The sequence below is a fragment of the Azorhizobium oxalatiphilum genome, from assembly GCF_014635325.1.
Classification (GTDB): Bacteria; Pseudomonadota; Alphaproteobacteria; order Rhizobiales; family Xanthobacteraceae; genus Azorhizobium; species Azorhizobium oxalatiphilum.
On sequence record NZ_BMCT01000008.1, the window covers coordinates 1 to 26,643 of the forward strand.

General features: G+C 68.7%; 21 protein-coding genes. 12 read left to right on the forward strand and 9 right to left on the reverse strand.

What is annotated here, in order from left to right; genetic code table 11:
* Both IEW24_RS21930 and IEW24_RS21935 read left to right on the forward strand, forming a co-directional pair.
* The coding region (locus tag IEW24_RS21930) for an autotransporter outer membrane beta-barrel domain-containing protein (RefSeq protein WP_188582697.1) at nt 1–329 on the forward strand (329 nt) is incomplete at its 5' end.
* A 443-nt stretch (nt 330–772) separates the two neighbouring features.
* On the forward strand, nt 773–1,264 hold the full coding sequence (locus tag IEW24_RS21935) for a MarR family winged helix-turn-helix transcriptional regulator (RefSeq protein WP_188582699.1): 492 nt from the start codon (nt 773–775) through the stop codon (nt 1,262–1,264).
* A gap of 96 nt (nt 1,265–1,360) precedes the next feature.
* Here the strand turns inward: IEW24_RS21935 and IEW24_RS21940 are convergent, their stop codons facing one another.
* From IEW24_RS21940 to IEW24_RS21955, 4 genes are all read right to left on the reverse strand, one after another.
* A complete protein-coding gene (locus tag IEW24_RS21940; protein ID WP_188583260.1) occupies nt 1,361–1,957 on the reverse strand; it encodes a class I SAM-dependent methyltransferase in 597 nt (198 codons plus the stop codon).
* 333 nt (nt 1,958–2,290) lie between these two features.
* Complete coding sequence (locus IEW24_RS21945) at nt 2,291–2,857, reverse strand: TetR/AcrR family transcriptional regulator (protein WP_188582701.1); 567 nt, start codon at nt 2,855–2,857, stop codon at nt 2,291–2,293.
* Nucleotides 2,858–3,114: 257 nt separating this feature from the next.
* Complete coding sequence (locus IEW24_RS21950; RefSeq protein WP_188582703.1) at nt 3,115–4,449, reverse strand: hypothetical protein; 1,335 nt, start codon at nt 4,447–4,449, stop codon at nt 3,115–3,117.
* A 37-nt stretch (nt 4,450–4,486) separates the two neighbouring features.
* Entirely contained in the window at nt 4,487–5,779 is a 1,293-nt protein-coding gene (locus IEW24_RS21955) for an adenylosuccinate synthase (protein WP_188582705.1), read from the reverse strand.
* Between the two features lie 454 nt (nt 5,780–6,233).
* Here IEW24_RS21955 and IEW24_RS21960 point away from each other — a divergent pair, with 454 nt between their 5' ends.
* A complete protein-coding gene (locus IEW24_RS21960) occupies nt 6,234–6,434 on the forward strand; it encodes a hypothetical protein (RefSeq protein ID WP_188582707.1) in 201 nt (66 codons plus the stop codon).
* Nucleotides 6,435–6,574: 140 nt separating this feature from the next.
* Here the strand turns inward: IEW24_RS21960 and IEW24_RS21965 are convergent, their stop codons facing one another.
* Nucleotides 6,575–8,335 carry a hypothetical protein gene (locus tag IEW24_RS21965; protein WP_188582709.1) on the reverse strand — a complete coding sequence of 587 codons (1,761 nt, stop codon included), beginning with the start codon at nt 8,333–8,335 and terminating at the stop codon, nt 6,575–6,577.
* A gap of 72 nt (nt 8,336–8,407) precedes the next feature.
* Nucleotides 8,408–11,215, reverse strand: coding sequence for a phosphoenolpyruvate carboxylase (ppc, locus tag IEW24_RS21970; protein WP_188582711.1), 2,808 nt, complete (start codon nt 11,213–11,215; stop codon nt 8,408–8,410).
* Between the two features lie 223 nt (nt 11,216–11,438).
* Here ppc and IEW24_RS21975 point away from each other — a divergent pair, with 223 nt between their 5' ends.
* Together IEW24_RS21975 and IEW24_RS21980 are read left to right on the forward strand one after the other, a co-directional pair.
* Nucleotides 11,439–13,199 (forward strand): type I secretion system permease/ATPase, encoded by a 1,761-nt coding sequence (locus tag IEW24_RS21975; RefSeq protein ID WP_188582714.1) that lies wholly within the window; start codon nt 11,439–11,441, stop codon nt 13,197–13,199.
* Nucleotides 13,200–13,209: 10 nt separating this feature from the next.
* Complete coding sequence (locus IEW24_RS21980; RefSeq protein ID WP_188582716.1) at nt 13,210–14,685, forward strand: HlyD family type I secretion periplasmic adaptor subunit; 1,476 nt, start codon at nt 13,210–13,212, stop codon at nt 14,683–14,685.
* 6 nt (nt 14,686–14,691) lie between these two features.
* Here IEW24_RS21980 and IEW24_RS21985 read toward each other — a convergent pair whose 3' ends face one another.
* Both IEW24_RS21985 and IEW24_RS21990 read right to left on the reverse strand, forming a co-directional pair.
* Nucleotides 14,692–16,026, reverse strand: a complete 1,335-nt coding sequence (locus IEW24_RS21985; protein WP_188582718.1) for a hypothetical protein — start codon at nt 16,024–16,026, stop codon at nt 14,692–14,694.
* Nucleotides 16,026–17,258, reverse strand: a complete 1,233-nt coding sequence (locus tag IEW24_RS21990) for a glycosyltransferase family 4 protein (protein ID WP_188582720.1) — start codon at nt 17,256–17,258, stop codon at nt 16,026–16,028. Before IEW24_RS21990 ends, IEW24_RS21985 begins: the two co-directional genes overlap by 1 nt.
* A gap of 264 nt (nt 17,259–17,522) precedes the next feature.
* On the opposite strand from IEW24_RS21990, the gene IEW24_RS21995 reads away from it, so the two are divergent.
* From IEW24_RS21995 to IEW24_RS28855, 5 genes are all read left to right on the forward strand, one after another.
* Nucleotides 17,523–18,272 carry an electron transfer flavoprotein subunit beta/FixA family protein gene (locus IEW24_RS21995; protein WP_188582721.1) on the forward strand — a complete coding sequence of 250 codons (750 nt, stop codon included), beginning with the start codon at nt 17,523–17,525 and terminating at the stop codon, nt 18,270–18,272.
* Nucleotides 18,272–19,216: an electron transfer flavoprotein subunit alpha/FixB family protein gene (locus IEW24_RS22000; RefSeq protein WP_188582723.1), complete on the forward strand. Its 945-nt coding sequence runs from the start codon at nt 18,272–18,274 to the stop codon at nt 19,214–19,216. The genes IEW24_RS21995 and IEW24_RS22000 overlap by 1 nt, the downstream gene beginning before the upstream one ends.
* Nucleotides 19,217–19,361: 145 nt before the next feature.
* Nucleotides 19,362–20,243 carry a 3-hydroxybutyryl-CoA dehydrogenase gene (locus IEW24_RS22005; RefSeq protein ID WP_188582725.1) on the forward strand — a complete coding sequence of 294 codons (882 nt, stop codon included), beginning with the start codon at nt 19,362–19,364 and terminating at the stop codon, nt 20,241–20,243.
* A 130-nt stretch (nt 20,244–20,373) separates the two neighbouring features.
* The gene (locus tag IEW24_RS22010) at nt 20,374–20,661 is read left to right on the forward strand and encodes a hypothetical protein (RefSeq protein ID WP_188582727.1); all 288 of its coding nucleotides are present in this window, start codon (nt 20,374–20,376) and stop codon (nt 20,659–20,661) included.
* 262 nt (nt 20,662–20,923) lie between these two features.
* Nucleotides 20,924–21,127 (forward strand): hypothetical protein, encoded by a 204-nt coding sequence (locus IEW24_RS28855; protein ID WP_244644605.1) that lies wholly within the window; start codon nt 20,924–20,926, stop codon nt 21,125–21,127.
* 3 nt (nt 21,128–21,130) lie between these two features.
* Here IEW24_RS28855 and IEW24_RS22020 read toward each other — a convergent pair whose 3' ends face one another.
* Nucleotides 21,131–22,003 (reverse strand): DMT family transporter, encoded by an 873-nt coding sequence (locus tag IEW24_RS22020; RefSeq protein WP_188582729.1) that lies wholly within the window; start codon nt 22,001–22,003, stop codon nt 21,131–21,133.
* Nucleotides 22,004–22,184: 181 nt separating this feature from the next.
* Here IEW24_RS22020 and IEW24_RS22025 point away from each other — a divergent pair, with 181 nt between their 5' ends.
* Both IEW24_RS22025 and IEW24_RS22030 read left to right on the forward strand, forming a co-directional pair.
* A complete protein-coding gene (locus IEW24_RS22025) occupies nt 22,185–23,528 on the forward strand; it encodes an aminotransferase-like domain-containing protein (RefSeq protein WP_188583264.1) in 1,344 nt (447 codons plus the stop codon).
* Between the two features lie 170 nt (nt 23,529–23,698).
* Entirely contained in the window at nt 23,699–26,407 is a 2,709-nt protein-coding gene (locus tag IEW24_RS22030) for a bifunctional acetate--CoA ligase family protein/GNAT family N-acetyltransferase (RefSeq protein WP_188582730.1), read from the forward strand.
* Nucleotides 26,408–26,643: the final 236 nt, after the last annotated feature.

The following is a 26,643-nucleotide window of genomic DNA, read 5'->3' on the forward strand; positions in this document are numbered from 1 at the left end:
GTCAGGACTTCTCCACCTGGTACAGCACGCTCGGCGTGCGCGTGGCCTCGGCGGTCACGTTGGGCGGCCTCACCGCCGTGCCCCACGCCTCGGTGGGCTGGCGGCATGCCTTCGGCGACGTGACGCCGGAAGTGGCGATGACCTATCTCAACACGGGCACCAGCTTCACCGCGCAGGGCCTGCCCATCGGCGAGGACAGCGCGCTGCTCGGCGCCGGTGTCGACTTCGCGCTCGGCAAGGGCTTCACGCTGGGCGTGGCCTATGACGGCGCCTTCTCGAACGACACCCAGAGCAACGCGGTGCGCGGCACGGCCAGCTTCCAGTTCTGAAGTCGGCTAATTATAGGGCGCTTTTACCGCTCCGGAGCGAATCACCCGCCGGGGTGATGGCCGCCGCAGCGGGGGAGCGAGCAGGTTGGACGGCCCGGATTGCAGCGCGATCCGGGCCGTTCCTGCATGATGCGGTATGTGTTGCGGTATCAAGGGGCGGATGGCTGCGTCCGAAGGACTCGGGGGCTGCCAAAATGTTGAAATCCACCACCTGAAAAGGGCATTGTTGTAAAATTGTAAGCCGGCGCGAGGATAAGGGTGCGCGCGCCGGATTCGGGCCTGTTGCCGCCGTTGTTCGGGGGCAGGGCGGGGGGACGTTTATGGTCTGGGAGACCGTCCGTTTCCGAGGGACACCGGATGTGGCGCGCGAGGCGGAGCCGCGTCGGCTTCGCCGTGGCAGGTCGCAGGCGGCACGCGCCGCCGTGACGGCTCGGGGGGACGGGATGAAGGATCCGATTGCGAAGACCATCGGCTACCGGTTGAACCATGCTGCCCGGCTGCAACGGGCGCTGTCTGCCCGGCTGCTGGCGGATCTTGGGCTGTTTCCGGGGCAGGAAGCGGTGCTGAAGCTTCTGAGCGAGCATGACGGCCGCACCATGGGCGACCTTGCCGCCGCTTTGCGCGTGCGCCCGCCCACCGCCTCCAAGACCATCGCCCGCCTGACCACGCAGGGGCTGGTGGAGCGCCGCGCCACCGATGGCGACGGCCGCCTCGTGCGCGTGTTCCTCACCAGTGCCGGCCGCGAGCGCGGGCAGGGCGTGGACGGTGTGTGGGAGGCGCTGGAGGCCGAGATCGTCGACGGCCTCGACGCCAAGGAGCGCAAACGCCTGCGCAAGCTGCTGCGCAAGGTGGAGAAGAGCCTCGCTGCCAAGCTCGGCGCCGACCACGGCGGCGACGACGAGGCCGAACATGCCGAGGATGACGACGAGGGCTGAGGGGGGGCAGACGGGGCGCGGCTACTCCCGCATTCCGTCATTACGCATCCGGATATCGACCTGCAGAGCCGGGTGGCCGCATGGCCCGCAGGGCGGCTACCACGCCGGTGCGAGCCGCGCCGGGCGACGGCGGATGCGATACACGCGCGCTGGCGGCAGGTTGGCGAAGGTCTGGCCGACCAGCGTCGCCTTCAGGCCCAGCCGGTCCAGGATCGGCCGGGGCACCGGGCAGCGCGGGCCATAGGTGAACTGATAGAAGGCCCCGTCGGCGCCCATCTGGGCGAAGGCCCCCTCGAGGATGGCCATGACCTTCTTCACGGGAATGGAGAGCAGCGGCAGCCCGCTGACCACCGCGCCGACGGGCCAGCCCTGCGGGATCTCCACGCTGCGCAGGGCGGCGGCGTCCATCTGGAGCAGGTGGGCGGCGGGGAACCTGAAGGCCAGCTTGGTCGCGAATTCGGCGCCAGATTCGACGAGCACCAGATCGGATTCCCGGACGCCGCGATTGATGATGGCGCGGGTGAAGACGCCGCTGCCGGGTCCGAGTTCGAGGACCGGGCCGGTCTCGGCCGTGAGTTCGGAGGTGATGAGCTCCGCCAGAGCCTGACCGGACGGCACGATGGATGCGACCCGGAGCGGGGCGCGCAGCCAGGCCCGGAAGAAGTCGAAGGTGTCGGCGCACGTCGTCGTCATGGTGGTCATGGGCGTTCTCTGTTGGATCGAGGCTGATCTTCGCGTGGTGGTCGGCGGCTCCGGAGCGGCGCGCGGCAGCCCGGCGAGGCAAGGGAACATGGCCTGCGGTCGGCTCAGGGGAGAGCCGACCGCAGGCCGCACTTCGTCCGCGAACTCGGGGCGGAATCTTTGGCCGAAGTGCCTTTCGCCCCTCGGGCGGTGAGGGGCGACAAGCGGAACCATGTCTGGCGGGCCGGGAGGGAGGTGCCGCAGCCGGCCGAGAGGCCGTGGCTGTCGGCCCTCGTGGCCCCCAAAATAAGTGTCTGTCTAGTCAGTCATTCGCTTGGCAAAACTTTAGGCCAGCATGCGCCAGACGGCATCGAACCCCGAGCTGCAATGGGCTTCCGCCTGCGCAGGGTCCTGGATCATGAAATCGATGGTCGCCTCCGCCATGGCGGCGATCAGGGCCATGACGAAGGTCATGGGGACGTCGCGCATGGAACCCCTGTTCCTGCACTCCTCAAGGAGGCGCACCACCTCGGGCATGGTCCGGCTGGCCGCATCGCGGGTCTGCTGCGTCAGTTCCTCGGAGACGCTGAGGTGCGCCATCGCCCGTCGCTTCTCGGGATTGAAGCGCGCCCAGTGCAGCCAGTTGGACCACAGACGCTGCAACTGGTCGCGCGGCTCACCCCCGGTGGGCAGGCCCGCGACGGCGAGGGTGGCCATTTCCCCCTTCAGCTCCAGATAGAGAGCGTTCAGCAGGTCGGCCTTGGTTTCGAAATAGGTGAACAGGGACCCGTTCGAAACCTCGGCCGCCTTGGCGATCTTCGCGGTCGCCGCGCCGGTTCCCTCAGTCGCGATCACACGGATGGCGGCTGTCAGGATGGCGTTTCGCCGTTCGTCGCTGCGTGGTCTGGCCATGAGCCCCTCTTCTGAGGGCAGATTTATAAGAGAGTGCCTAGTCAGTCAAGTTTGCGTGCAGGAAAATCTCGGGCCTGAGTTGCCGGCTGCTTGAAGGCCTGAAGGTGGGGGCAGTCGGCGAGAGGCCGCAATCGGGGAGGCGCTACGGCGTAGAGGGGCGCCGCAAGCAAAACGCCCCTCCCGCGCAAGCGGAAAGGGGCGTTCAACGATTCACCGTCTGTCTGTGCTTGGGAACCCGCCGTCAGGCGCGCTTCGCCTCAGCCGCCGTTGGCGTCGCCCTGATAGAGCTCGCCCCAGGCCGAGAAGGCATCCTGGAACGCCTGCGTGCCCGCCGGGCCCTTCTCGAAGGCCAGGATCGCCCGCTTGTTGTTGGTGTAGACGACGGGAATGTCGATCCACGGCCGGGTCTGCAGCAGCTGCAGGTTGCGGGCCTTGTCCACCTGCGCGGCGGAGAGGCCGATCAGGAAGGCGGTGGGGCTGATCTTCACCGACAGGCCGGCCAGCGGCGCGCCCTGCGCGCTCTCGGTCTGCTTCACGCGGACCACCGGCACGTTGTTCACGCCGCCATAGGGGAAGTCGGGCGGCAGGCCAAAATTGATTTCCAGCGTGTGCGAGGCCGGCAGCGTCTGGTCGAGGTTCCGGCGCAGCGTGAAGCTCACGTTGATCTTGCGCTCGGGGATGGAGATGTCGGCGCGAATGCCGATGTCGGGCGGCAGGCCAGGGCCGCCGGCAACCGTCTCCGTCTTCCAGGTCACGGTGCCTTCGAACTGCTGCACCTGCTGCGCATTGCCGGGGCTTTCCTCGAACAGGAAGGCGCGCGTGGTGACGGCGGCGCCGGGCGCGCGGGGCGAGGTCTGCGGCTGCGTCGGCCGGGCGCCGGCATCGCCGCCGGCCTGCGTCAGGCGGTCGGCGCTCTTGGGCTGGTCCGGTGCGGGAGTGGCGGGCGCCTGCTGGGTGGCGGTCTGCTGCGGCTGCTTGCTGGCGAACAGAGCCGCCACCATGTCGCGCTTCCACACCACGCCGCCGATGGCGCCGATGACGATGAGGGCGAGGATCAGGAACACGATCACTCGGCCCTTGCCGCCGCGCTCCTCGGGGGCGGCGGAGCCGCGCACGCGCACCTTGGCGCGGCCGATGCGGGGGCGGCGCTCGTCAAGCGTCGTGACCTCGATGGTCTGGTCGTCCTCCTCGACCTCCGGCTCGGACTCCGGTTCCACCGGTTCGGCGGGGCGCGGGGCGGCGCGGGAGAAGGCGGGACGTCCGCCGGACGCGTCGGCGGGGGTGTCGCCCTCGCGGCGCGGATTGAGCGGGGCGTGGGGGGCGGCTTCCGGCCGGGGCGGCCGGGGCGGCGGAGGCGTGGGCGCGGCGGTGGCCGGGGAGGCGTCCGCCTGCTCCATCTCGATGCGCCGGATGGCTTCTTCCAGCGCCATGCGCTCGCGGCCGATCTCGCCCTCGGGCAAGGGCGGATCGACACTGCGCAACTGCTTCAGCAGGGCTGCCCGCGCCCGGTCGAACACCACCTTCCGGGCCTCCGCATTGTTTTGCGGGAGGCCGGAGATCGCGCGAACCAGAAGCGGGTAGTAATCAGCCATCGTGCGGAAGCTTTACCTTGGTGTTCCAGGCCTTTGATCAGGCCTGGAAGGGGTTGTGGACGAGGATGGTGTCGTCCCGCTCGGGGCTGGTGGAGAGCACCGCCACCGGGCAGTCGATCAGTTCCTCGAGCCAGCGCACATACTTGACCGCCTCGGCGGGCAGGTCCGCCCAGGAGCGGGCGCCGGCGGTGGTGTCCTTCCAGCCCTCGATGGTCTCGTAGATCGGCTCGACGCGGGCCTGCTCGCCCATTTCCGCGGGGAAATAGTCGATGGTCTTGCCGTCCAGCTTGTAGCCGACGCAGACCTTGATCTCGTCGAAGCCATCCAGCACGTCGAGCTTGGTGAGCGCGATGCCGTGGATGCCGCAGGTGCGGACCGTCTGGCGCACCAGCACGGCGTCGAACCAGCCGCAGCGGCGCGGACGGCCGGTCACCACGCCGAACTCGCGGCCAACGGTGCCCAGCGTCTGGCCGACGTCGTCGGTCAGCTCGGTGGGGAAGGGGCCTTCGCCGACGCGGGTGGTGTAGGCCTTGGTGATGCCGAGCACATAGTCCAGCGCACCGGGGCCGACGCCCGAGCCGCCCGCCGCCGAGGAGGAGACAGTGTTGGACGAGGTGACATAGGGATAGGTGCCGTGATCCACGTCGAGCAGCGCGCCCTGCGCACCCTCGAACAGGATCTTCTTGCCATCCTTGCGGGCCTTGCTGAGCAGCTCCCACACCCGGTCCATGTAAGGCAGAACCTTGGGGGCGATGGCGATGAGCTCGTCCACCAGCGCCTGCGGGTTCACTTCCTCAACGCCGAGGCCACGGCGGATCAGATTGTGGTGGGTGAGCAGGCGGTCCACCTTGGCCGGCAGGGCCGCCGGATCCACCAGATCCACGAGGCGGATGGCGCGACGGCCGACCTTGTCCTCGTAGGCCGGGCCGATGCCGCGCTTGGTGGTGCCGATGCGCGTGCCTTCGCTGGCATTCTCGCGCAGGGCATCCAGCTCGCGGTGCAGCGGCAGGATGAGGGGGGTGTTCTCGGCGATGCGCAGCCGCTCGGGCCCCACATGCACGCCCTGCGCCTCGAGGCGCGACAGCTCATCCACCAGCGCCTGCGGGTCGAGGACCACGCCGTTGCCGATCACCGACATCTTGCCCGGGCGCACGACGCCCGAGGGAAGCAGGGAGAGCTTGTAGGTGACGCCGCCTATGACCAGTGTATGGCCGGCATTGTGCCCGCCCTGGAAGCGCACCACCACGTCGGCCTGCTCGGAGAGCCAGTCGACAATCTTGCCTTTACCTTCGTCGCCCCATTGCGAGCCGACCACGACCACGTTGGCCACGGTGTGGGGTCCTTTCAGCTTTCCGACCCGTCGTGGGGCGGCGGGAGGCCGCGACCGTCCGGGGCCGTGCGAACACAGGAAAGCCCCGGCTTTGGTTCCGGGGCCTTTGGTGCGTCTTAAGCGATCAGGGGGGGAGTGGCAAGGTTCGCGGCGCCACAGTGCCCTGCCGGTTTTGGTGCGGGGGCGGAAACGGGCACGGGTGCCGCGCCCGCGAGGGCAGGCCGCGCAAGCGTTCGACGGGGCGGCGGCACGGCATCCGGCGTGGGTGGGTTGCGGATTTGTTCCGCATTGCAACCCGTGCTAGAGTCGTGACCTTGCGAGGGGCCGCGACGTGCCGCGCGATCTTGTGTTCAGCGGCGCTGGTGCCTAGGTCTCGTGGGATGGTACAGTTGGACGATAGCCTTGGCGGGACCGCATATGCAGCGGCTCCGCAGCTTTTCGAGAGTGTCAGGCCATGGTCGAATACAGCGCCGGTTATCTGAAAAACGTGCGCGACAGGCTCACGCAACTGGACGCGGGCCTGACGGACATGGGGCGGCGGGCGGTGGAAATCCTGGAGCCGCGTTTCGAGAAGGTCACGACCCGCTACGGCGCGGACACCAAGCCTGAGCCGGAGGGCGGGCCCGTCGCCGCAACATCCCCTCGGGCGGCCTGAGCGCCGCAGCCTCAACGCCCTCTCCTGCACCGGCCTCCCGACGTTCTGAACCGTTTCCGTGTTTCCGGGAGCGCGGAAACGCTTTCAGCCATTGGTCTACCGCAAGTCCGCAGAACCGCACACACGTCTGCGGGCATTGCCTAACGACTACGTCGCTTTGGCCATTTGCCGGCCAGCATCTGCTGCGCGCTGTCGTTCCGGGTATCGATCTTGACCGGCTGAGCGCCCACGAGCCGCCAGGATTCGGATGTCTTCTCGTCGCCACGGCCATCCAGCGTGTGTTCCTCGAACGGCGTGGACCTGAGGCTGATGCACAGCGCCTGGCTGTCGCGCGGCAGGCTCAGCTCCGTGGTTTCCCCCCGGTCGTCGCGCCATAGCCCGATGCTGCGGGAGGGGGCGTAGCGGCCGGTGTCGTTGGTTCGTTCCACCAGCCCCAGCGAAGTGAAGCTCAGCACCGAGGAGCCGGGATCCTCTGCCAGCACGGTGGCGTAACGGGCCGGCCAGCGCTCCTTGAGCTGCGCCCCGTCCATCAGCAACGCGAAGACGATGTTCGGGCCGATGCCGCGCACCAGCTCCTGACAGGGATCGTGGCGGGCCAGATCCTCGCAGATCAGCGTGGTGACGGTGGTGGTGCCGCGCAGGACATAGACGTCGAGGCTGCGGCTGGTGATGCTGATGTCCTCCCACCAACTGATGCAGGGATCGAGGGCGGAACCCAGCGAATAGGACTGGATCTGTTGCCGGTCCAGCCGCCAGCGATGGTGCTTCTGCCGATGGGTGATCAGACCGTCATCGCCGATGACGGCGAGGGCTGCATAATTGCCGTCGGTGACTTCGGTGTCGGTGTCCCCCACCCAGTCGAACAGGCCGGCGATCAGGATTTCGACGTGCGTCTCCTTCAGGCGATCCGCCAGCTTGCGGAAGACCGAGGCGCTGAGCGACAGCTCGGGAAAGACGAGGGCGTGGACCTCCCCTACATCCGTCTCGGCTTCGTCGATCAGCGCCTTGATGAAACTCCAGAACAGGGCGAACCCGTCGTTGCTGTCAGGGCCATGCGGAGGCCTGGATCGCTCGCACCAGACCGGATCCACATGGAAAGCGCCCGTATCTCCGTTCTGGCCCGGTTCACCCACGATGGATTGCGCCTGAATGCGAAAGGGCATGGGCACCAGCAGGCAGTTCAGGGACTTGTCGTCCTGCGTCCTGTCATGCCTGGAGGGCGCGGTGTAGGGCAGCCAATAGGCGCGGGCCAGTCCCCGGGGCGGCAGGAGCGCCAGATTGTGGCTCAGCGACCGCAGCGTCGCGCCCACCGACGGAGTCCGGCTTTTCGGCAGCACGCAGACGAGATCGGGATTGGCCTCGGAACAGCTGAAGGGCTGTTTCGTGTGGCCGATCTTACTCATGAAGAGTCGTTCGATGAGGTCCGCCAGCAGTGAAAGCTGGCTAGCGGATCGCTTGAAACCGAGACCCTGCGCAGCCTCATCCGCGATGCACATCAGCGACAGGGCGAGACGCCACCATGCGGGTTCGCTCGCGACGGGGGCGAGGGTCACGAACAGGTCGGCGTCCCGGAGGGACCAGAAATCGGCCCAGATGGTCAGGACAGCGGGTGGCGGGGGTTCCTGCGCCCGCCATGCCTCGCCGGCCGTTCTCCAGTGGGCTCGATCCATATCGTCGACTGTGATCGTGCGCAGGCTCGGGGGAAGGCTGTCGGAACAGACATGGTGATAGGCGCCGCTGCGCTGGAGGGCGGATGCGGCAATGGCGAACAGGTCCGTACAGAGATAGGGCGGGCCTCTGAAATCCGTGCCCTCTATCGGCCCCTTGGCAGCCACCATGTCGGTTTCGAAGGACAGATAGCCGTCGGGAAACAGGGCCTTGATCAGATCAATCAGCAGCAATGTGAGCCTCGAACAGTCCGACGTCTCGAAGGATTCGACCGGGGGCGACCCAAACGGCCACCCCCACGCCCCTCACCCGCTGTTCCGCAGACCCGCCGAAATGCCGTTGATGGTCAGCTGGATGCCGTGCAGCACCTGATCGTTCGCCTCCGCGCCGCCGGCCTCGCGGCGGTGGGCCTTCAGAAGCTCCACCTGCACATGGTTCAGCGGGTCGAGATAGGGGAAGCGGTTGCGGATGGAGCGGTCCAGAAGCGGGTTCGCCTCCAGCAGCTTCCGCTGCCCCATGATGGCCAGAAGGCTGGTGATGGAGCTCTGATACTCGGCCGAGATGCGGCCGAAGATGCGCGTGCGCAGCGCCACGTCCGGCACCAGCTCCGCATAGCGCGAGGCGACCGCAAGGCTGCTCTTCGACAGCACCATGTCCATGTTGGACAGCAGCGTGCGGAAGAAGGGCCACTCCTTGTACATGCTCTGCAGGAAGGCGATCCCGTCCGTGGGGCGGGCCTCCACGAAGGCGGCCACCGCCGCGCCGAAGCCGTACCAGCCCGGCAGCATCAGCCGGCACTGTGCCCAGGAGAACACCCACGGAATGGCCCGCAGCGCCGTGATGGCCCGCGTCTTCTTTCGCGAGGCCGGCCGCGAGCCGATGTTGAGCGTCGCGATCTCGTTGATGACGGTGGAGGACCAGAAATAGTCCTCGAAGCCGGGGGTCTCGTAGACCAGATCCCGATAGGCCTTGAAGGCGGTGGCGGAGAGTTCCTCCATGGCCTCCAGGAATTCCGGGCGCGGGCTCGCCTGCCCGGTGTCCAGCAGGCTGGATTCCAGCGTGGCCGAGACCAGGATCTCCAGATTGCGCCGCCCGTTCTCGGGGGTCGAATATTTGGAGGAGATGATCTCGCCCTGCTCGGTGACGCGGATCTGCCCGCTCACCGCACCCGCGGGCTGGGCGAGGATGGCGTCATAGGACGGTCCGCCGCCTCGGCCCACGGAGCCGCCGCGGCCGTGGAACAGGCGCAGCTTCACCTTGTGCTTGCCGAACACCTCGATGAGGTTGATCTCGGCCTTGTAAAGCTCCCAGCCCGAGGAGACGAAGCCGCCGTCCTTGTTGCTGTCCGAGTAGCCGAGCATCACTTCCTGCTCGCCGCCCCGGCTCAGCACGATGGCCTTGTAGTCGGGCAGGGACAGCAGGCGGTCCATCACCGGGCCGCAGGCCTGAAGATCGCCGATGGTCTCGAACAGGGGGATGATGTTGAGGGCGCTCACCCCCTTGGCGGAGACAAGCCCCACCTCTTTCAGCATCAGCGCCACCTCCAGCATGTCCGAGACGCCCTCGGCCTTGGAGATGATGCAGTTGGGGATGACCGCCGGCCCGAGGCGCGCATGGGCCTCGGCGGCGGTGCGCAGGATGGCGAGTTCGCCTTCCGTCTCCTCCGAATAGGTGAGGTAAGGCGAGGCCAGAGGCCGCGGGTTCGCCAGTTCCTTGCGCAGCAGCGCGATGCGGCCTTCTTCGTCGAGGGCGAGATAGTTCGTGCCGGGGGCGGCCTGCTCCAGCAGGTCGGCCACCACGCGCTCGTGCACGTCGGAGTTCTGCCGCAGGTCGAGCGCGGCAAGGTGGAAGCCGAAGCTGTCCACCGCCCGGCGCAGCTGCCGCAGGCGGCCACGGGCGAGGATCTTCGAGCCGTTCTCCATCAGCGAGCGGTAAACGGTGTCCAGATCGGCGCGGAAGGCGGCAGCGTCCGGATAGGGCTGGCCGGTGGCGTCGGCGGCGGGGGAGGTGTCGCCGGCATCCGCCGCATGCTGGGCGGCGATGGTCGCGCGGATGCGCCCGAGGATGCCCACCAGCGCGAGGCGATAGGGTTCCTCCTTGTGTTCGCGGGCCCTGTCGCCGGAGGTCTCGGCCAGCGCCGCCAGCGCGGGAGAGATGCGCACGAGGCTGGAGCCCAGCGACAGCTCGCCCACCAGCAGCGACACCTGCTCCTCATAGAAGGCCATGGCGCGGTTGCGGTGCAGGCGCACGGTCTCGCGCAGCACGTCGGCGGTGACGAACGGATTGCCATCGCGGTCGCCGCCGATCCAGCTGCCGATGCGCAGGAAGGCCGGGATCTCGCCCACATCCGCCGGCGCGCCCATATCCTCCAACTCGTCCTCGATGGCGCACAGCAGGCGCGGCACCTCGGCGAGGAAGGTGTAGTCGTAATAGGAGAGGCCGTTGGCCACCTCGTCCAGCACGGTGAGCTTCACCCGGCGCAGCAGAGCCGTCTGCCAGAGGGTGAGCACGGCGCGGCGCAAGGATTCCTCCTGCGCCTTGGCCTCCTCCGGGGTCGCCTGCATGCGCTCCTTCAGGTCGAGCAGATCGGCGATCTCCATTTCCCGGTTCAGCGTGCTCTTGCGGCGCACTTCGGTGGGATGGGCTGTCAGCACCGGGCTGACGAGGGCGTCGGCGAAGAAGGCGCGCAGCTCATCGGGGCCGATGCCGGCCTTCTCGGCGCGGGCGAAGGCGGCAGCCAGCGTGCCGGGGCGCGGGGCGGAGCCGGCCACCGCATGGGCGCGGTTGCGGCGGGAGTGGTGCTGGTCCTCGGCGATGTTGGCGAGGTGCGAAAAGTAAGAGAAGGCGCGGATGATGCGCACCGCCACGCGGGGCTCCATCCAGCTGAGCAGCGTGTTCAGCTCCTGCCGGGCGGCCTCGTCGGCATCGCGATGGAAGCGGATGGAGGTCTGGCGGATGGTCTCCACCAGTTCGTAGATGGCATCGCCTTCCTGCTCGCGCACCGTGTCGCCGAGGATGCGGCCGAGCAGCCGGATATCGTCGCGCAGCGGCTGGTCCTTATCCTGCCCGGAAGTCTCTGCTTCGGCCACAACGGCCCACACGGCACTCGTCATGCATCCCCCAATTCCGCCTGCTGCAATGCGGCAGTTTTCCCTTTGCCCATTTAGAGGAGTTTTCGGCCGGAACGAAAGAGCCGCCGTGGCAAGCGTGGCGCAGGCGCACTATGAGACGAAATAACGTCGCCTCTGCGCAAAATGGAATGGACGGCCCTTCCCGCGTGACGAGGCTCGGTGTCATGGTAGCTGACCGGTTGTGGGCCGGCGGGTGGGGGAATCCATGTCTTTCGCGCAGTTGCGCCAGCGTTTGCCGGGCTCGAAGGTTGATACGGCGCTTGATGCCGCCGTGCGGGCGGCCCGGCCGGCGCTGGGCACGGCGCTGGTATTCAGCCTGTTCATCAATATTCTCGGGCTGACCGGCCCGCTCTACATGATGCAGGTCTATGACCGCGTGCTGAGCAGCCGGAACATCGCCACGCTGGTGGTGCTCACCGTCCTCATCGCCATCCTCTATGCCGTCTGCGCGGGCCTTGAATCCCTGCGCACGCGCCTGCTGGTGCGGGCGGGGCTGAAGTTCGACGAGGAAATCAACGACCACGCCTTCGACGCCGTGCAGCGCGCCTCCCTGCGCAAGGCCTCCGCCTCCCATGTGCAGGCCCTGCGCGACACCGACACGGTGCGCGATTTCTTCACCGGCGGCGGGCTGGTGTCGCTCTGCGACCTGCCGTGGGTGCCGATCTACATCCTGTTCGCCACTTTGCTGAGCCCCTGGTACGGCCTGCTGGCGGTGATCAGCTGCCTGATCTCGGGCGCGCTGGCCTATGCCAATGACCGCGCCACCCGCAAGCTGCTGGATCAGGCCACCAAGGCCAACATCGCCGCCAACAGCCAGGCCACCACCACCTTCCGCAATGCGGAGGTGCTCCAGGCCATGGGCATGGTGCCGAACCTGCGCAAGCGCTGGATCTCCAGCCATGGGGAAGCGCTGAACTGGCACGCGGTGGCCTCCGACCGGGGCGGCACGCTGATGGCCGCCACCCGCTTCAACCGCATGTTCATGCAGAGCCTGATCCTCGGGCTGGGGGCGTATCTGGCCATCAATCGCGAGATCACGCCGGGCATGATGATCGCGGCCTCCATCATCGTCGGGCGCTGCATCCAGCCCATCGAGATGGCCATCGGCAACTGGAAGGCGATCGTGAACATGCGCTCGGCCCATGGCCGGGTGCAGGAGCTGCTGCGCGCCGTGCCGCCGCCGGCCGCCCGCATGCGCCTGCCGGACCCGCAGGGCCATGTGCAGGTGGAGAACCTCATCGCCCATGCGCCGGGCACGGAATTTCCGGTGCTGCGCGGGGTGAATTTCGCGCTGCCGGCCGGCCATGTGCTGGGCATCATCGGCCCGAGCGCGGCGGGAAAGTCCTCGCTGGCCCGCATCCTCGTGGGGGTGTGGCCGGTGACGGCTGGGTCGGTGCGGCTCGACGGCTCGGACCTCAGACACTGGGATCCCGAGCAGCTCGGCGCCCATCTGGGCTACCTGCCGCAGGATGTGGAGCTGTTCGCCGGCACCATTGCCGACAACATCTGCCGCTTCGGCGTGCGCGATGACGCGCAGATCGTGGCGGCGGCGCAGATGGCCGGCACCCACGAGATGATCCAGCGCCTGCCGGCGGGCTACAATACCGACATCGGCGAGAACGGCGCTTCGCTCTCCGGCGGCCAGCGCCAGCGCATCGCGCTCGCCCGCGCGCTCTACGGCATGCCGGCGCTGATCGTGCTGGACGAGCCCAACGCCAGCCTGGATGCAGCCGGCGAACAGGCGCTGAACGTGGCGGTGCAGGCGCTGAAGAAGGCGGGACGCACGGTCATCCTCATCACTCACAAGACCAACAATCTCGGCCTGTGCGATCTGGTGCTGCTGCTGAACGAGGGCAGCGTGCACGGCTTCGGCCCGCGCGACGAGGTGATCGCCAAGCTGCTGGGCCCGCGCCTCGTGCAGCCGGGGGCAATGCCGCCCGGCGCGCCCGCCGCCGCGAAGGCCTGAGGAGGCGCCCGTGTCCAACAGCAACTCCGACAGCATCGACACCTCCGGCGCCGCCACCCCGGCCACGACGGGCAAGGCCGTGCCGCCTCAGGCGGCAGCCGCCAATACGCCCGCGCCCGCCCGCCCGGCGAGCCCGCCGGCGCTGGCCACGACGCCCGTGCGCACCGACTTTTCCGCCGAGCCGCCGAAGGTCAGCAGCGATTTCCGCCGCGTGGCCGCCATCGGCTATGGCGTCATCTTCCTCACCTTCGGGGTGGGGGGCGCGTGGGCGGCGCTCGCCAATATCGACAGCGCGGTGATCGCCTCCGGCGTCGTCTCGGTGGAGAGCAAGCGGCAGGTGGTGCAGCATCTGGAAGGCGGCATCATCGTCGAGATCGACGTGAAGGACGGCCAGAGCGTGAAGGCCGGCGACCTGCTGTTCCGGCTCGATCCCACCTCTTCGCAGTCCAATTACGCCGCCTTGCGCGCCCAGCTCGACACGCTGCTCGCCAATGAGGCCCGCCTCATGGCCGAGCGGGCGCAGGCGTCGGCCATCGAGTTCCCGCCGGACCTGCTGGATCGTGCCAGCCAGCCGCTGGTGAAGGCGGCGATTGCCGACCAGCAGGCCCAGTTCCGCGACCGCAAGGCCTCGCTCGCTGGCCAGATGAGCATCCTCAACAGCCGCGCGGCGCAGGGCGAGACCGAGATCGACGGCCTCAAGCGCGAGCGCGAGGCGCTGGACAGCCAGCTCTACTTCATCGAGGACGAGCTGGCCGGCATCCGTTCGCTGTCCGACAAGGGCCTCGTCTCCAAGCCGCGCCTTGCCGAACTCCAGCGCGAGAAGGCCCGCTTGCAGGGGCTGGTCGGCCGCAATACGGCGGATACGGCCAAGGCGCAGAACACCATCGGCGAGATGAACCTCCAGATCCAGCAGCTGATCCAGAAGCAGCAGGAAGAGGTGGCCGGGCAGATGGTGGAGACCCGCCAGAAGATCTCCGACGTGCGCGAGAAACTCGCCGTCTCCGAGAACGTTCTGAAGCGGGTGGACATCCGCGCGCCGCGGACCGGCGTGGTGCAGAACATCAATCCGAAGATCTACACCATCGGCGCCATCGCCAAGCCTGGCGACACGCTGCTGGAGATCGTGCCGCAGAATGACGAGCTGATCGTCGATGCGCAGATCACCCCCACCGACATCGACCGCCTGCATGACGGCGTGACCGGGGTGGAGGTGCGCTTCCCCGCCTTCCATTCCCGCACCACGCCGCTGATCCTCGGCGAGCTGCGCACCGTCTCGCCCGACCGGCTGATCGACGAGACCTCGCGCCAGCCCTATTTCCAGGCGGTGGTGGCGGTGGCCAATACCGACATTCCCGACGAGATGAAGACCCGCCTGCGCCCCGGCATGCCGGCCGAAGTGGTGTTCTCCACCGGCGAGCGCTCGGTGCTGAGCTATCTCACCCGGCCGCTGCTCGACGCCGTGACCAAGTCCATGCGCGAGAAGTGAGGGCGTTCAGCGCGGCGGGCTGAGCGGGGTGTCGGGGAAGGTCTGCCGGTCGGCATCGCGCACGGCGCCCCAGCGGCGAAGGAAGCCCTCCGCCTCGGCGGCGGACACCAGCTGCCCGTCCATCTGCCCCGTGGTCGCCCAGGCGAAGGGCGTCACCACCATGGAGAGGCCCAGCAGCCGCATCCTGAGCGCGGCTTCCGCCAGCAGGAAGGGCGCCGGGACCGAGGCTGCAAAGCCACCGATGGCCGCCAGTGCGCTGCGCCGGGTCGCCACCAGCGGCGAGATCGGCACCGCATATTCCCGGTGGATGAAGCCTCGCTCCGGCCAGCTCTCCGGCGCGAAGCCGAACAGGGAGGCGGCCGCATCGGGCCGGTCCCGGCCCGCGGGGGTGCCCGGCCTGCCGTCGTTCGCCCGGCCCCCGCTCTCCCCCAGCACCCGCCCGCCGGCCATGCCCACGGTGGGGTCGGCGGCAAGGCCGATGAGGGCGTCGATGAGGTCCGTGGGGCCGGGGGTCAGGCCGGCGTCGAGGAACACCAGATGCTCGTGCGCCGCCGCCCGCCACAAGGCGTTGCGCCGCCCCGGCGCGTCGAGGCCGGCGGTTTCCACCGTGCGCCACGGCACCGCACCGGTAGCGCTCGCGCCGCTGGTGTCGAGACGGGCGTCGGCCACCACTTCCAGATGCCCGGCGGGCCAGCCGTCGCGGGCGAGCGCCTCCAGCACCGGGGCAAGCCGGCCATGGCCGTCCGGCCCGGCGCCTACGATGACGCTCACCGGCGGGATCTGCGTGAAGGCCCGGCGCAGCTGGAGGGTGCCCGGGCGGGCGCCATCGGCGATGCGCCACGGGCCGCCGGCCGTGGCGTTCCACTGCTCCACCACCGTCCGGCGCATGGGCGCATCGAGACGGAAGGGCAGGGTGAGATGGGCGAAATGCACCGGCAGCTGCTGGGCCACCAGCCCACAGGACAAGGCGCGCAGGCACAGCTCATAGGCCGCCCCGGTGCCCAGCTCCGGCCGGATTCCGCCCAGTGCCGCCAGCGCCGCGCCCCGGATCACCAGCGGCAGGCCGATGCCGTCATAGGCAGCCAGCCGGAGCACGCTGGCGCCGGGCTGGGCGGCGGGCGCCGGGGTGAAGCGCAGGCCGGGGAAGCCGAAGAACAGCTCCGCATCCGGCCGGGCCGCCACCGCATCGCGCAGCATGCGCTTGAGCCGCCGCCGCAGGAAGGTGAGCGGCGTGGCGAGAACGATGAAGTCGTCCGGCCCGGAGGGCAGCGGCGTGGCGCGCGGCCGGTAGGGCAGGCTGACGGTGATGAGGCGCACGCGCCCGCTCCACATGACGCCCATCAGAGCGTCCCGGCGGAGGAAGGGGCGGCGGAAGCCGCCGCGGGACTGCGGGCGGCGATGGCGGCGAGGCTGGCATTCATCTGCCGGGCCACCGCCTCGGGAGAGAAGTCGCGGGCGATGCGGGCGCGGGCGGCGGTGCCCAGCGACATATCGCCGGCCTCCACCAGCGCGGCGGCGCGCAGCAGCGCCTCGGTCAGCGCGGGGATCTCCACCTCGGCCCAGCCGCCGCCCTTCATGTAGGGGCCTTCGTCTTTGGTGAGCTTTACGTCCCGGCACGCCACGGGGAAGCCGCAGGAGGCATCGAGGAAGTCACGGGAGCCGCCGAAATCCGTGGCCACCACCAGCTTTCCGCGCGCCATCGCCTCGGCGATGGTCAGGCCGTAGCCTTCCGAGCAGTGAGGCGAGGCATAGATGTCCGCCGCTTCCACCAGCGCCGACATCTGATCCTCGCGCAGGGTGGAGGTGATGAGGCCCATGGCCGGGTCCGCGTCCACGGCGGCCATGAGCGCGGCGCCCGCCGCGCCCGCATGCTGGAGGTTCTTGGTTTTCAACAGCAATTGCCAGCCCCGCGTGCCGAGGCCGGAGGCGGCAAAGGCCTCCACCAGCGCGATCGGCCGCTTGCGGGACAGGAAGCTGGTGCCGTCGAAGGCATAGAGAATGGTGCGCTTGCCCGGCGGCACGCCGGTTTCGGCCGCGCGCACCATGGGGGGCGGTGCCACCTGGATGGGGTGCGGGATCACATGCACCGGCCTGTCGGTGGCGCGGGCGATGGCGTCGGCGCAGAAGCGGCTGGGGGTCCAGACCGCATCCAGACTGGGGATGAAGCGCGCCCAGCTCTCCGGAATGGTGTCCAGCTCCCAGACGAAGGCGCCCACCCGCGCCCGCGCGCTGCGCACCACGGCCCATTGCGCGTCGGTGAGCAGGGGATCCCAGCCATCGGGATTGATGTTGACGATGGCGATGTCGGCCGGCCCGTCGAAATTGGTCACGTCGCTGGTCAGCGGTTGGCGCGCATGGACGTGGAAGGGTCGGTAGATGGGGGAGAAATTCACCCGGTGGGCGGTGTGCCAGAAGGCCGACGCATAGGAGCGCGCACCCACGCCCAGTCCATTGGCATAGTTCCAGGGTGCGATGAAGGCGATGCGCAGAGCCGTGCCGGGCTGATGCGTATCGCCGCCCGCTGCTCCGAAATCGGGCGTACCCGCCTGCAGCGGTGTGCCCACATGCTTCATTCCCGCGACCGCCTCCCGTCCGCGCGCGCTACCCCCCCTGAGGCAGCCATATACGGCTTTGTGCCGGGTGATCCAACCCTCCCCGCGCCGTGGTGCCCAAGGACTTCATGGAGGAGTTCCATGCCGATCCGTTCGGCGTTGACACGGTTTCGGGCGACTCCTACGGTGCCGCCCCCAAAGGCACTCTCGTTGCAGGCGCTGCTTGGTTTCGCGGCAGTCCGCAACGTGGAACATCCCATTGCCAACTAGGGTGGAGTTTCCTCGATGAAGGTCCTGGTACCCGTCAAGCGCGTGGTCGATTACAACGTCAAGGTACGTGTCAAATCCGACGGGTCAGGTGTCGAGCTCGCCCACGTCAAGATGTCCATGAATCCCTTCGACGAGATCGCCGTCGAGGAGGCCCTGCGTCTTAAGGAGGCAGGCATCGCGACCGAGGTGGTGGCCGTGTCCATCGGCCCGGCGCAGGCGTCCGAGACCATCCGCACCGCTCTCGCCATGGGCGCCGATCGCGGCATCCTGGTGAAGACCGACGCGCTCGTGGAGCCGCTGGCGGTGGCCAAGATCCTCAAGGGCGTGATCGGCGAGGAGAGCCCGAAGCTGGTCATCCTCGGCAAGCAGGCCATCGACGACGATTCGAACCAGACCGGCCAGATGCTGGCCGCGCTGCTCGGCTGGGGCCAGGGTACCTTCGCTTCGAAGGTGGCTGTGGATGGCGAGGCGGTGAACGTGACCCGCGAGATCGACGGCGGCCTGCAGACGGTGCGCCTCTCTCTGCCGGCCATCGTCACGACGGACCTGCGCCTCAACGAGCCGCGCTATGCTTCGCTGCCGAACATCATGAAGGCGAAGAAGAAGCCCATCGACGAGAAGACCCCGGAGTCCTACGGCGTCGACGTGTCGCCGCGCCTGAAGGTGCTCACCACCGCCGAACCGGCTGGCCGCAAGGCCGGCGTGAAGGTCGGCTCGGTGGCTGAACTGGTGTCCAAGCTCAAGGATGAGGCGGGAGTTCTCTGATGGCCACGCTGCTTCTCGCCGAACACGACAATTCGGCTCTCAACGGCGTCACCGCCAAGGCCCTGACCGCCGCCGTCGCCCTCGGCGGCCCGGTGCATGTGCTGGTGGCCGGCCAGAACGCCAAGGCGGTCGCCGATGCGGCGGCCACGCTCGCGGGCGTGGAGAAGGTGCTCCTCGCCGACGACGCGCTCTATGCGCATCGCCTCGCCGAGCCGCTGGCCGCGCTGATCGTCGCGCTGGCCCCCGGCTATGACGCCATCGTCGGCCCCTCCACCGCCGTGTCCAAGAACGTGCTGCCGCGCGTGGCCGCGCTGCTCGACGTGGCGCAGGTGTCCGACATCATCAAGGTGGTCTCGCCCGACACGTTCGAGCGCCCCATCTATGCCGGCAACGCCATCCAGACCGTGCAGGCCACCGACGCCAAGAAGGTGATCACGGTGCGCACCGCCTCGTTCGGCGCCACCGGCACCGGCGGCTCGGCCGCCGTTGAGGCTGTGAGCGCGCAGGCGGATCCCGGCGTCTCCTCCTTCGTGGACGAGAGCCTCGCCGTGTCCGACCGTCCGGAGCTGACCGCCGCCAAGATCATCGTCTCCGGCGGCCGCGCGCTCGGCTCGCAGGAGAAGTTCGCGGAAGTCATCGAGCCTCTGGCCGACACCTTCGGTGCGGCAGTCGGCGCCTCGCGCGCGGCGGTGGATGCGGGCTATGCTCCGAACGACTGGCAGGTGGGCCAGACCGGCAAGGTGGTCGCCCCCGAGCTGTATGTGGCCGTGGGCATCTCCGGCGCCATCCAGCATCTGGCCGGCATGAAGGACTCGAAGGTGATCGTGGCCATCAACAAGGACGAGGAGGCGCCGATCTTCCAGGTGGCCGACTATGGCCTCGTGGGTGATCTGTTCACCATCGTGCCCGAGCTGAAGGCCGAGGTCGCCAAGGCCAAGGGCTGATGCCCTGGCGTGGCGGCCGGGCCGCCGCGACCAAAGGCTGAGACGCGCAGGGTTGACAAGACCCGGCGCAGATAAGCTGATCCACTCTCAGGCGCGGGCTCCGGCCCGCGCCGTCCGCAACAGAAAAGCCGCGAGACGTCGCAATATGCCGCTGGAGATCAAGAAGGTCGGAGTGATCGGTGCCGGCCAGATGGGCAATGGCATCGCCCATGTGTGCGCTCTGGCCGGCTTCGACGTGGTGCTGAGCGACCAGGACCCGGATCGGGTGCGGTCCGGCCTTGCCACCATCAATGGCAACATGGCCAAGCAGGTGTCCAAGGGCACCGTCTCGGAGGACGACCGGCAGGGCGCGCTGAAGCGCATCGCCACCGCCACGGCGGTGGACGAGCTGGCGGACTGCGATCTGGTGATCGAATCCGCCACCGAGCGGGAAGAGGTGAAGAAGAAGATCTTCGCCGGCGTGTGCCAGGTGCTGCGGCCGGACGCGCTGCTGGCCAGCAACACCTCGTCCATCTCCATCACCCGCCTCGGCGCCTCCACCGACCGGCCCGAGCGCTTCATCGGCATTCATTTCATGAATCCGGTGCCGCTGATGGAGCTGGTGGAGCTGGTGCGCGGCATCGCCACCGACGACGACACGTTCGAGAGCGCCAAGGTCTTCGTCACCAAGCTGCACAAGACCTATGCGGTGGCCGAGGATTTCCCGGCCTTCATCGTCAACCGCATCCTGCTGCCGATGATCAACGAGGCCATCTACACGCTCTATGAGGGCGTGGGCTCCGTGGACGCCATCGACCGGGCCATGAAGCTGGGCGCGAACCATCCCATGGGCCCGCTGCAGCTGGCGGACTTCATCGGCCTCGACACCTGCCTCGCCATCATGCAGGTGCTGCACGAGGGTCTGGCGGACTCCAAGTACCGTCCGTGCCCGCTGCTGGTGAAGTATGTGGAAGCCGGCTGGCTGGGCCGCAAAACCCAGCGCGGCTTCTACGACTATCGCGGCGAAAAGCCGGTGCCGACCCGCTGAGGGTTTCCGGTTTCCCGTGACGCTCCGAAGCCCGCCGGTCCGGCGGGCTTTTTGTTTGGGCGGGTTACGGCGCGGGGATGCGTTGACGCTTGTATGGCGCGACGCGCACAATCCGGCGGAGGAGGCGATCATGGCATCGCGCGAAGAGATCGACACCGCTATCGAGGCAATCATCCGGGAACGCCTGCAAAGCGCGAAAGTGCTGCGGGTGCTGGTCGAGCATGACGTGGAGATCGACGGCAGCCTCTATGTGCAGATCCGTGTGATCTGCAAGGCGAAGAAGAAGAGGCTGGACCCCGGCGAGACCTCTCAGATGCTGAGGCCGGTATGGGACATGCTCGCCGAGAAGGGCAGCGATCGCTTCCCGCTGATTGACTATATCGACGAGAAGGAAGCGGGAGAGCTCTCTGCAGCCTGAGGATCTGATATCAGCCGCGCGTCTGCTTGCTTCTGGCAAAAGCGGGCGCCCGGCCCAGGCCTCGCTTCGGCGGGCGGTGAGCACCGCCTATTATGCCCTCTTCCATCTCGCCGCTCGCAATTGCGCGGACACGCTGATCGGTAGCAGCAAAGCTGGCCGGAGCCGGCATGCGTGGGCGGAGGTCTATCGCGCCTTGGCCCATGGAGCGGCCAAAGCCGCCTGCGGAGACAGGGCGGTCATCGCGAGATTTCCCCCGCCGATCGTGGCTTTTGCCGACGCATTCGTGGAACTGCAGGCCAAGCGGCACATGGCCGACTATGATCCCTACGCTGTCTTCGAGAAGTCGGCCGTCTCGGTGCATATCGACGTTGCGGAGCGCGTTATGCGCAACTTCGCCACTGCCCCCGCCAAGGACCGCTGCGCCTTCGCCTCCTGGCTGCTGTTCCGCAACCCCATCCGCCGCTGAGCCTCACGCGAACTTCTTCGCCCCCGCCACGCACAGCACCACCAGCGCGGTGACGGCGATCATGCTCCAGGCCACCGGCTCGCCCAGCAGCAGGCCGGCCAGCGCGAGGCCGAAGAAGGGTTGCAGGAGCTGGAGCTGGCCGACGCCCGCGATGCCGCCCAGCGCAAGGCCGCGATACCAGAAGACGAAGCCCACCAGCATCGAGAACACCGACACATAGGCGAGCCCCAGCCATGCCGGGCCGCCCACGGCCGCCCAGGTGGCGGCCGAGGTGCCGGGCAGGGTGGCGAGCGCGAGGGCGGCCATGAGCGGGAGCGCCACCACCAGCGCCCACGAAATCACCTGCCAGCCGCCGAGGCGGCGGGAGAGGCGGGCGCCTTCCGCATAGCCGAGGCCGCAGACCAGCACGGCCGCCACCATCAGCAGGTCGCCGGTGGAGAGGGAGAGGCCGCTGTGCATCAGCGCGAAGCCGGCCACCAATGCCGCGCCGAGGCAGGAGAACAGCCAGAAGGCGGGCTTCGGCCGCTCGCCGGCACGCAGCACGCCGAACAGAGCAGTGGCGAGCGGCAGGAGGCCGATGAAGACGATGGAATGGGCCGAGGTGATGTGCTGGAGGGCGAGCGCTGTGAGCAGCGGGAAGCCCACCACCACGCCCAGCGCCACGATGGCGAGCGGCACCAGATCGGAGGCGGCGGGGCGCTTCTGGCGCAGCACCAGCAGCAGCGCCGCGCCCAGGGCTGCGGCGATGACGGCGCGCGCGGAGGTGAGGAACAAGGGCGAGAAGCCGCCCACCGCCACCCGCGTGGCGGGAAGGGAGCCGCTGAAGATGAGGACGCCGAGGAGGCCGCTGCCCCACCCGTCCGCCGCGCGCTGCATGATGATCACTCCGTCCCCCCATCCCACCGATTAGGCCGGCGGGGGTGGCGGGGACAGCATCGGTGGGCCTACACTTGGCCGAACAGTGTGGGTGGCAGGAGCCATACAGTTGGCATACAGATCGGACACGGTGGGCGCCGGCATCGAGGCCGTGCAGGCGGAAGGCGTCACCGGGCGGGTGATGACCGCCATCCGCCGCCGCATCGCCGGGCGGGTGCTGAACGCGGGCGAGAAGCTGCCCTCCATCCGCCAGTTCGCCCGCGACATGCAGGTCTCGCCCTCCACCGTGGTGGAGGCTTACGACCGGCTGGCGGCGGAAGGGCTGATCCGCTCGCGCCCCGGCTCCGGCTTCTATGTGGCGGGGGCGCTCCCCGTGGCGCTGGCGGAGGTGGAGCCCAAGCTCGACCGGGCGGTGGACCCGTTCTGGGTGTCGCGCCAGTCGCTGGATGCGGGACCGGGCATGCTGCGCCCCGGCTGCGGCTGGCTGCCGCCCGCCTTCATGCCGCAGGCCGCCATCCGCCGCGCCGTGCGCGCGCTGGCCAAGGCGGGCGATGCCGTGCTCACCGATTACGGCCCGACGCGCGGTTCGCTGGCGTTGCGCCAGCTGCTGGTGCGGGGCTTCGCCTCCGAGGGCATCGAGGCGGGGGCCGACCAGATCCTGCTCACCGCCTCCGGCACGCGGGCCACCGATCTCCTGTGCCGCTTCCTGCTGGCGCCGGGCGATACGGTGCTGGTGGATGATCCCTGCTACTTCAATTTCCAGGCGCTGCTGCGCGCCCATGGCGCGCGCATCATCTCGGTGCCCTACACGCCCACGGGGCCGGACGTGGCGGCGTTCGAGCAGGCGCTGATCGCCCACAGGCCCCGCCTCTATGTGACTAATGCTGCACTGCACAATCCCACCGGCGCGACGCTCTCGCCACGCACGGCGCACAGCCTGCTGACGCTGGCGGCGGCCCATGACCTGACCATCATCGAGGACGAGATCTTCGCGGATTTCGAGCCCGAGCCCTCGCCCCGTCTCGCGGCGCTGGACGGGCTGAACCGGGTGATACGCATCGGCAGCTTTTCCAAGACGCTCTCGGCCTCCATCCGCTGCGGCTACATCGTGGCGCGGCCGGACTGGATCGAGGCGCTGGTGGACCTTCAGGTGGCGACCTCCTTCGGCGGGCCGAGCCCGGTGGCGGCCGAACTGGTGCTGGGCACGCTCAATGACGGCAGCTACCGCAAGCACATCGCCGCTCTGCGCGGACGGCTGGCGAAGCGGCGGCGCGAGGTGATGGGGCAACTGGCGCCGCTGGGCATCCGGCCGTGGATCGAGCCGCGCGGCGGCTTCACGCTCTGGTGCCGTCTGCCGGGCGGGCGGGATGCAGCCGAGGTGGCAAAAGCGGCGCTGAAAGAGAAGGTGGTGCTGGCGCCGGGCAATGCCTTCAGCGTTACTCAGTCGGCTAAAGAGTTCATGCGGTTCAATGTCGCGCAGATGGAGCCGCAGGTGCTCAAGGTACTGGAGCGGGCGCTGGGTTAGGGCGGCAGGCGCCCGTTTTCAGCGGCTTCCTGCCGCCTCCCCTTCACGCGAAGTTTGTCCGGCCTCAAGGCGGGCGGTGCAACAGGTGGCTTAAGGTCCGCGCGTGGATAGGGCATGCTGCGGACCCGTTCCATCGCAAGCCGCTCACGGCACCGACCCCCGAGGCCGCCATGACGACGCGCAATCTCGACGCCTTGTTTCATCCCTCCGCCATTGCCCTCGTGGGGGCGGGAAACCGGCCTGGGTCCATCGGCACCGTGGTGGCGCGGAACCTGTTCGAGGCCGGGTTCGACGGCCCGATCCTGAGCGTCAATCCCAAGGAGCGCGCGGTGCGCTCCTCGCTCAATTACGCCGCCGTGGCCGATCTGCCGATCCCCGTGGACCTTGCCGTGCTCACCGGTGCGCCGCAGGATCTGCCTGCCACCATCCACGCACTGGGCGAGAAGGGCTGCCGGGCCGCCATCGTGCTCAGCGGCGGCTTCGGGCTGGAGGACGGTCCCGAGGCCGCCGTGCTGCGCCAGAAGATGCTGGATGCCGCCCGCCCCCATCTGCTGCGTATCATCGGCCCCAACTGCCTCGGCTTCATCTCCACCTCGGCCCACATCAACGCCAGCTATGCCCATCTCATGCCACGCAAGGGCGATGTGGCCTTCCTCAGCCAGTCGGCGGCGCTGGCCAGCGCGGTGCTGGACTGGGCGGACGGGCGCGGCGTCGGCTTCTCCTATGTGGCCTCGCTGGGCGACAAGGCGGACGTGGATTTCGGCGACATGCTGGACCATCTGGCGCTGGATGCGGGCACGCGGGCCATCGTGCTCTATCTGGAGCACATCACGGATGCGCGGAAGTTCATGTCCGCCGGCCGCATCGCCGCCCGCGCCAAGCCGGTGATCGTCATCAAGGCCGGTCGCAGCGCCGCCGGTGCCAGCGCGGCGCTCTCCCACACCGGGGCGCTGGCCGGCACCGACATGGTCTATGACGCCGCCTTCCGGCGCGCCGGAATGCTGCGGGTGTACGAACTGCGCGAGCTGTTCGAGGCCGTCACCACGCTCTCTTCCGGCATCCGCCTTGCCGGCGGGCGGCTCTCGGTGCTCACCAACAGCGGCGGGGCAGCGGTGCTGGCCACCGATGCGCTGGATGAGCAGCCGGGCGAGCTGGCCCAGCTCACGGCGGAAACCCTCGGCGCGCTGGATCGCCAGATGCCGCAGCGCTGGTCGCGCTCCAATCCCGTGCGCATTCCGCCCGATGCGCCCTCGAAGCGCTATGGCGACGCCCTGACCGCCCTGCTGGAAGACCCCGGCTCGGATGCGACCCTGGTGCTGAACAGCCCCAATGCCATGGTGGATGGCGCCGAGACGGCGGAGGCGGTGATCGAGGTGCTGTCCCATCGTCCCCGTGCGCCGGTGCTGACCTGCTGGCTCGGCGACAGGGGCGCGGCGGATGCCCGCCGCCGCTTCGCCGCCCACCGCATCCCCACCTACGACACGCCGGACGAGGCGGTGCGCGCCTTCGGCCATCTGGTCTCCTACCAGCGCAACCAGACCCTGCTGATGGAGACCCCGCCCGCCCGCACCTTCGACGAGCCGGACCGCGACAAGGCCCGCCAGCTGGTGGACGCGGTGATCGCCTCCGGACGCAGCGTGCTGACCGAGGTGGAGGCCAAGGCGGTGCTCGCCGCCTATGACATTCCGGTGGTGGAGACGAAGACCGCCGCCACCCCCGCCGAGGCGGCCCTGCTTGCGGCGGATTTCGCAGCGCCCGTGGCGCTGAAGATCCTGTCGCCGGACATCATCCACAAGTCCGACGTGGGCGGGGTGCGGCTGGACCTGCGCACGCCCGGACAGGTGGAAGAGGCGGCCGAGGCCATGCTGGCGATGGTGCAGGCGCGCCTGCCGGACGCCCGCATCGAGGGCTTCACCGTGCAGCGCATGGTGCGCCGGCAGCGCGCGGTGGAGCTGGTGGCCGGCATCGCCAATGACGAGACCTTCGGCCCGGTGGTGCTGTTCGGCGAGGGCGGCACGGCGGTGGACGTGATCGCCGACCGTGCGGTCGCCTTGCCGCCGCTCAACGGGCGGCTGGCGCGGGACATGATCGCCCGCACCCGCATCTCCCGCCGCCTCGCCGGCTATCGCGACAATCCCCCCGCCGATCTCGACGCCATCGCCACCACGCTGGTGAAGGTGGCCGAACTGCTGGGCGACCTGCCGCAGATCGGCGAGATGGACATCAATCCGCTGCTGGCGGATGCGGACGGGGTGATCGCGCTCGACGCCCGCATCGTCGCTCATCCGGCGCGCGAGACGGGGACCAAGCGCTTTGCCATCAAGCCCTATCCCACCGCTCTGGTGCGGCCGCTGGAGCTTGGTGACGGGCAGATGCTGCTGCTGCGCCCGATCCGCCCCGAGGACGAGCCGGCGCTGGGCGACATGGTGCGCCGCTCCGATCCGCGCGATGTCCGCATGAGATTTCTGGGCTCGCTGAAGGACTTTCCGCACCTCATGGCCGCCCGCCTGTCGCAGATCGACTATGACCGCGAAATGGCCTTCGTGGCGCTCACGCCGGATGGCGAGATGCTGGGCGTGGTGCGCATCATCGCCGATCCGGACAATGAGGAAGCCGAATACGCCATCATGGTCCGCTCGGACATGAAGGGTCGGGGGCTGGGCTTCCGGCTGATGACCGAGATCCTCGACTATGGCCGCTCGCGCGGTCTGAAGCGCATCTTCGGCGACGTGCTGCGCGAGAATCTGCCCATGCTGCATCTGGCGCAGGATCTGGGCTTCACCGTGCGGCCGGGCAGCGACGATCCCACTCTGGCGCGGGTGGATCTGGATCTGGCCGAAGCCGAGGCTGTCCGGCGCCGCAAGGCCGGGCGCGCCTGAGGTGCGGCCGCGCGGAAATCCGCTTCGATGCTCGCGCCGGGATGCACGTGAAAATTGAATGGATTATGCGTCATTTGAACGCAGAGTGCTGGCTTTTGTGCGCTGCAACCAATGCCCGGTTTTTGCCCCCGGAAATAGTTGGGAACATGGTTAATGATATCTTGAAGGCCTCGCGAGAGGACCATTTCCGGCGGAAATAGTCTGTCTGCAATGCTTTGCACGGCGCATTCCTCAGG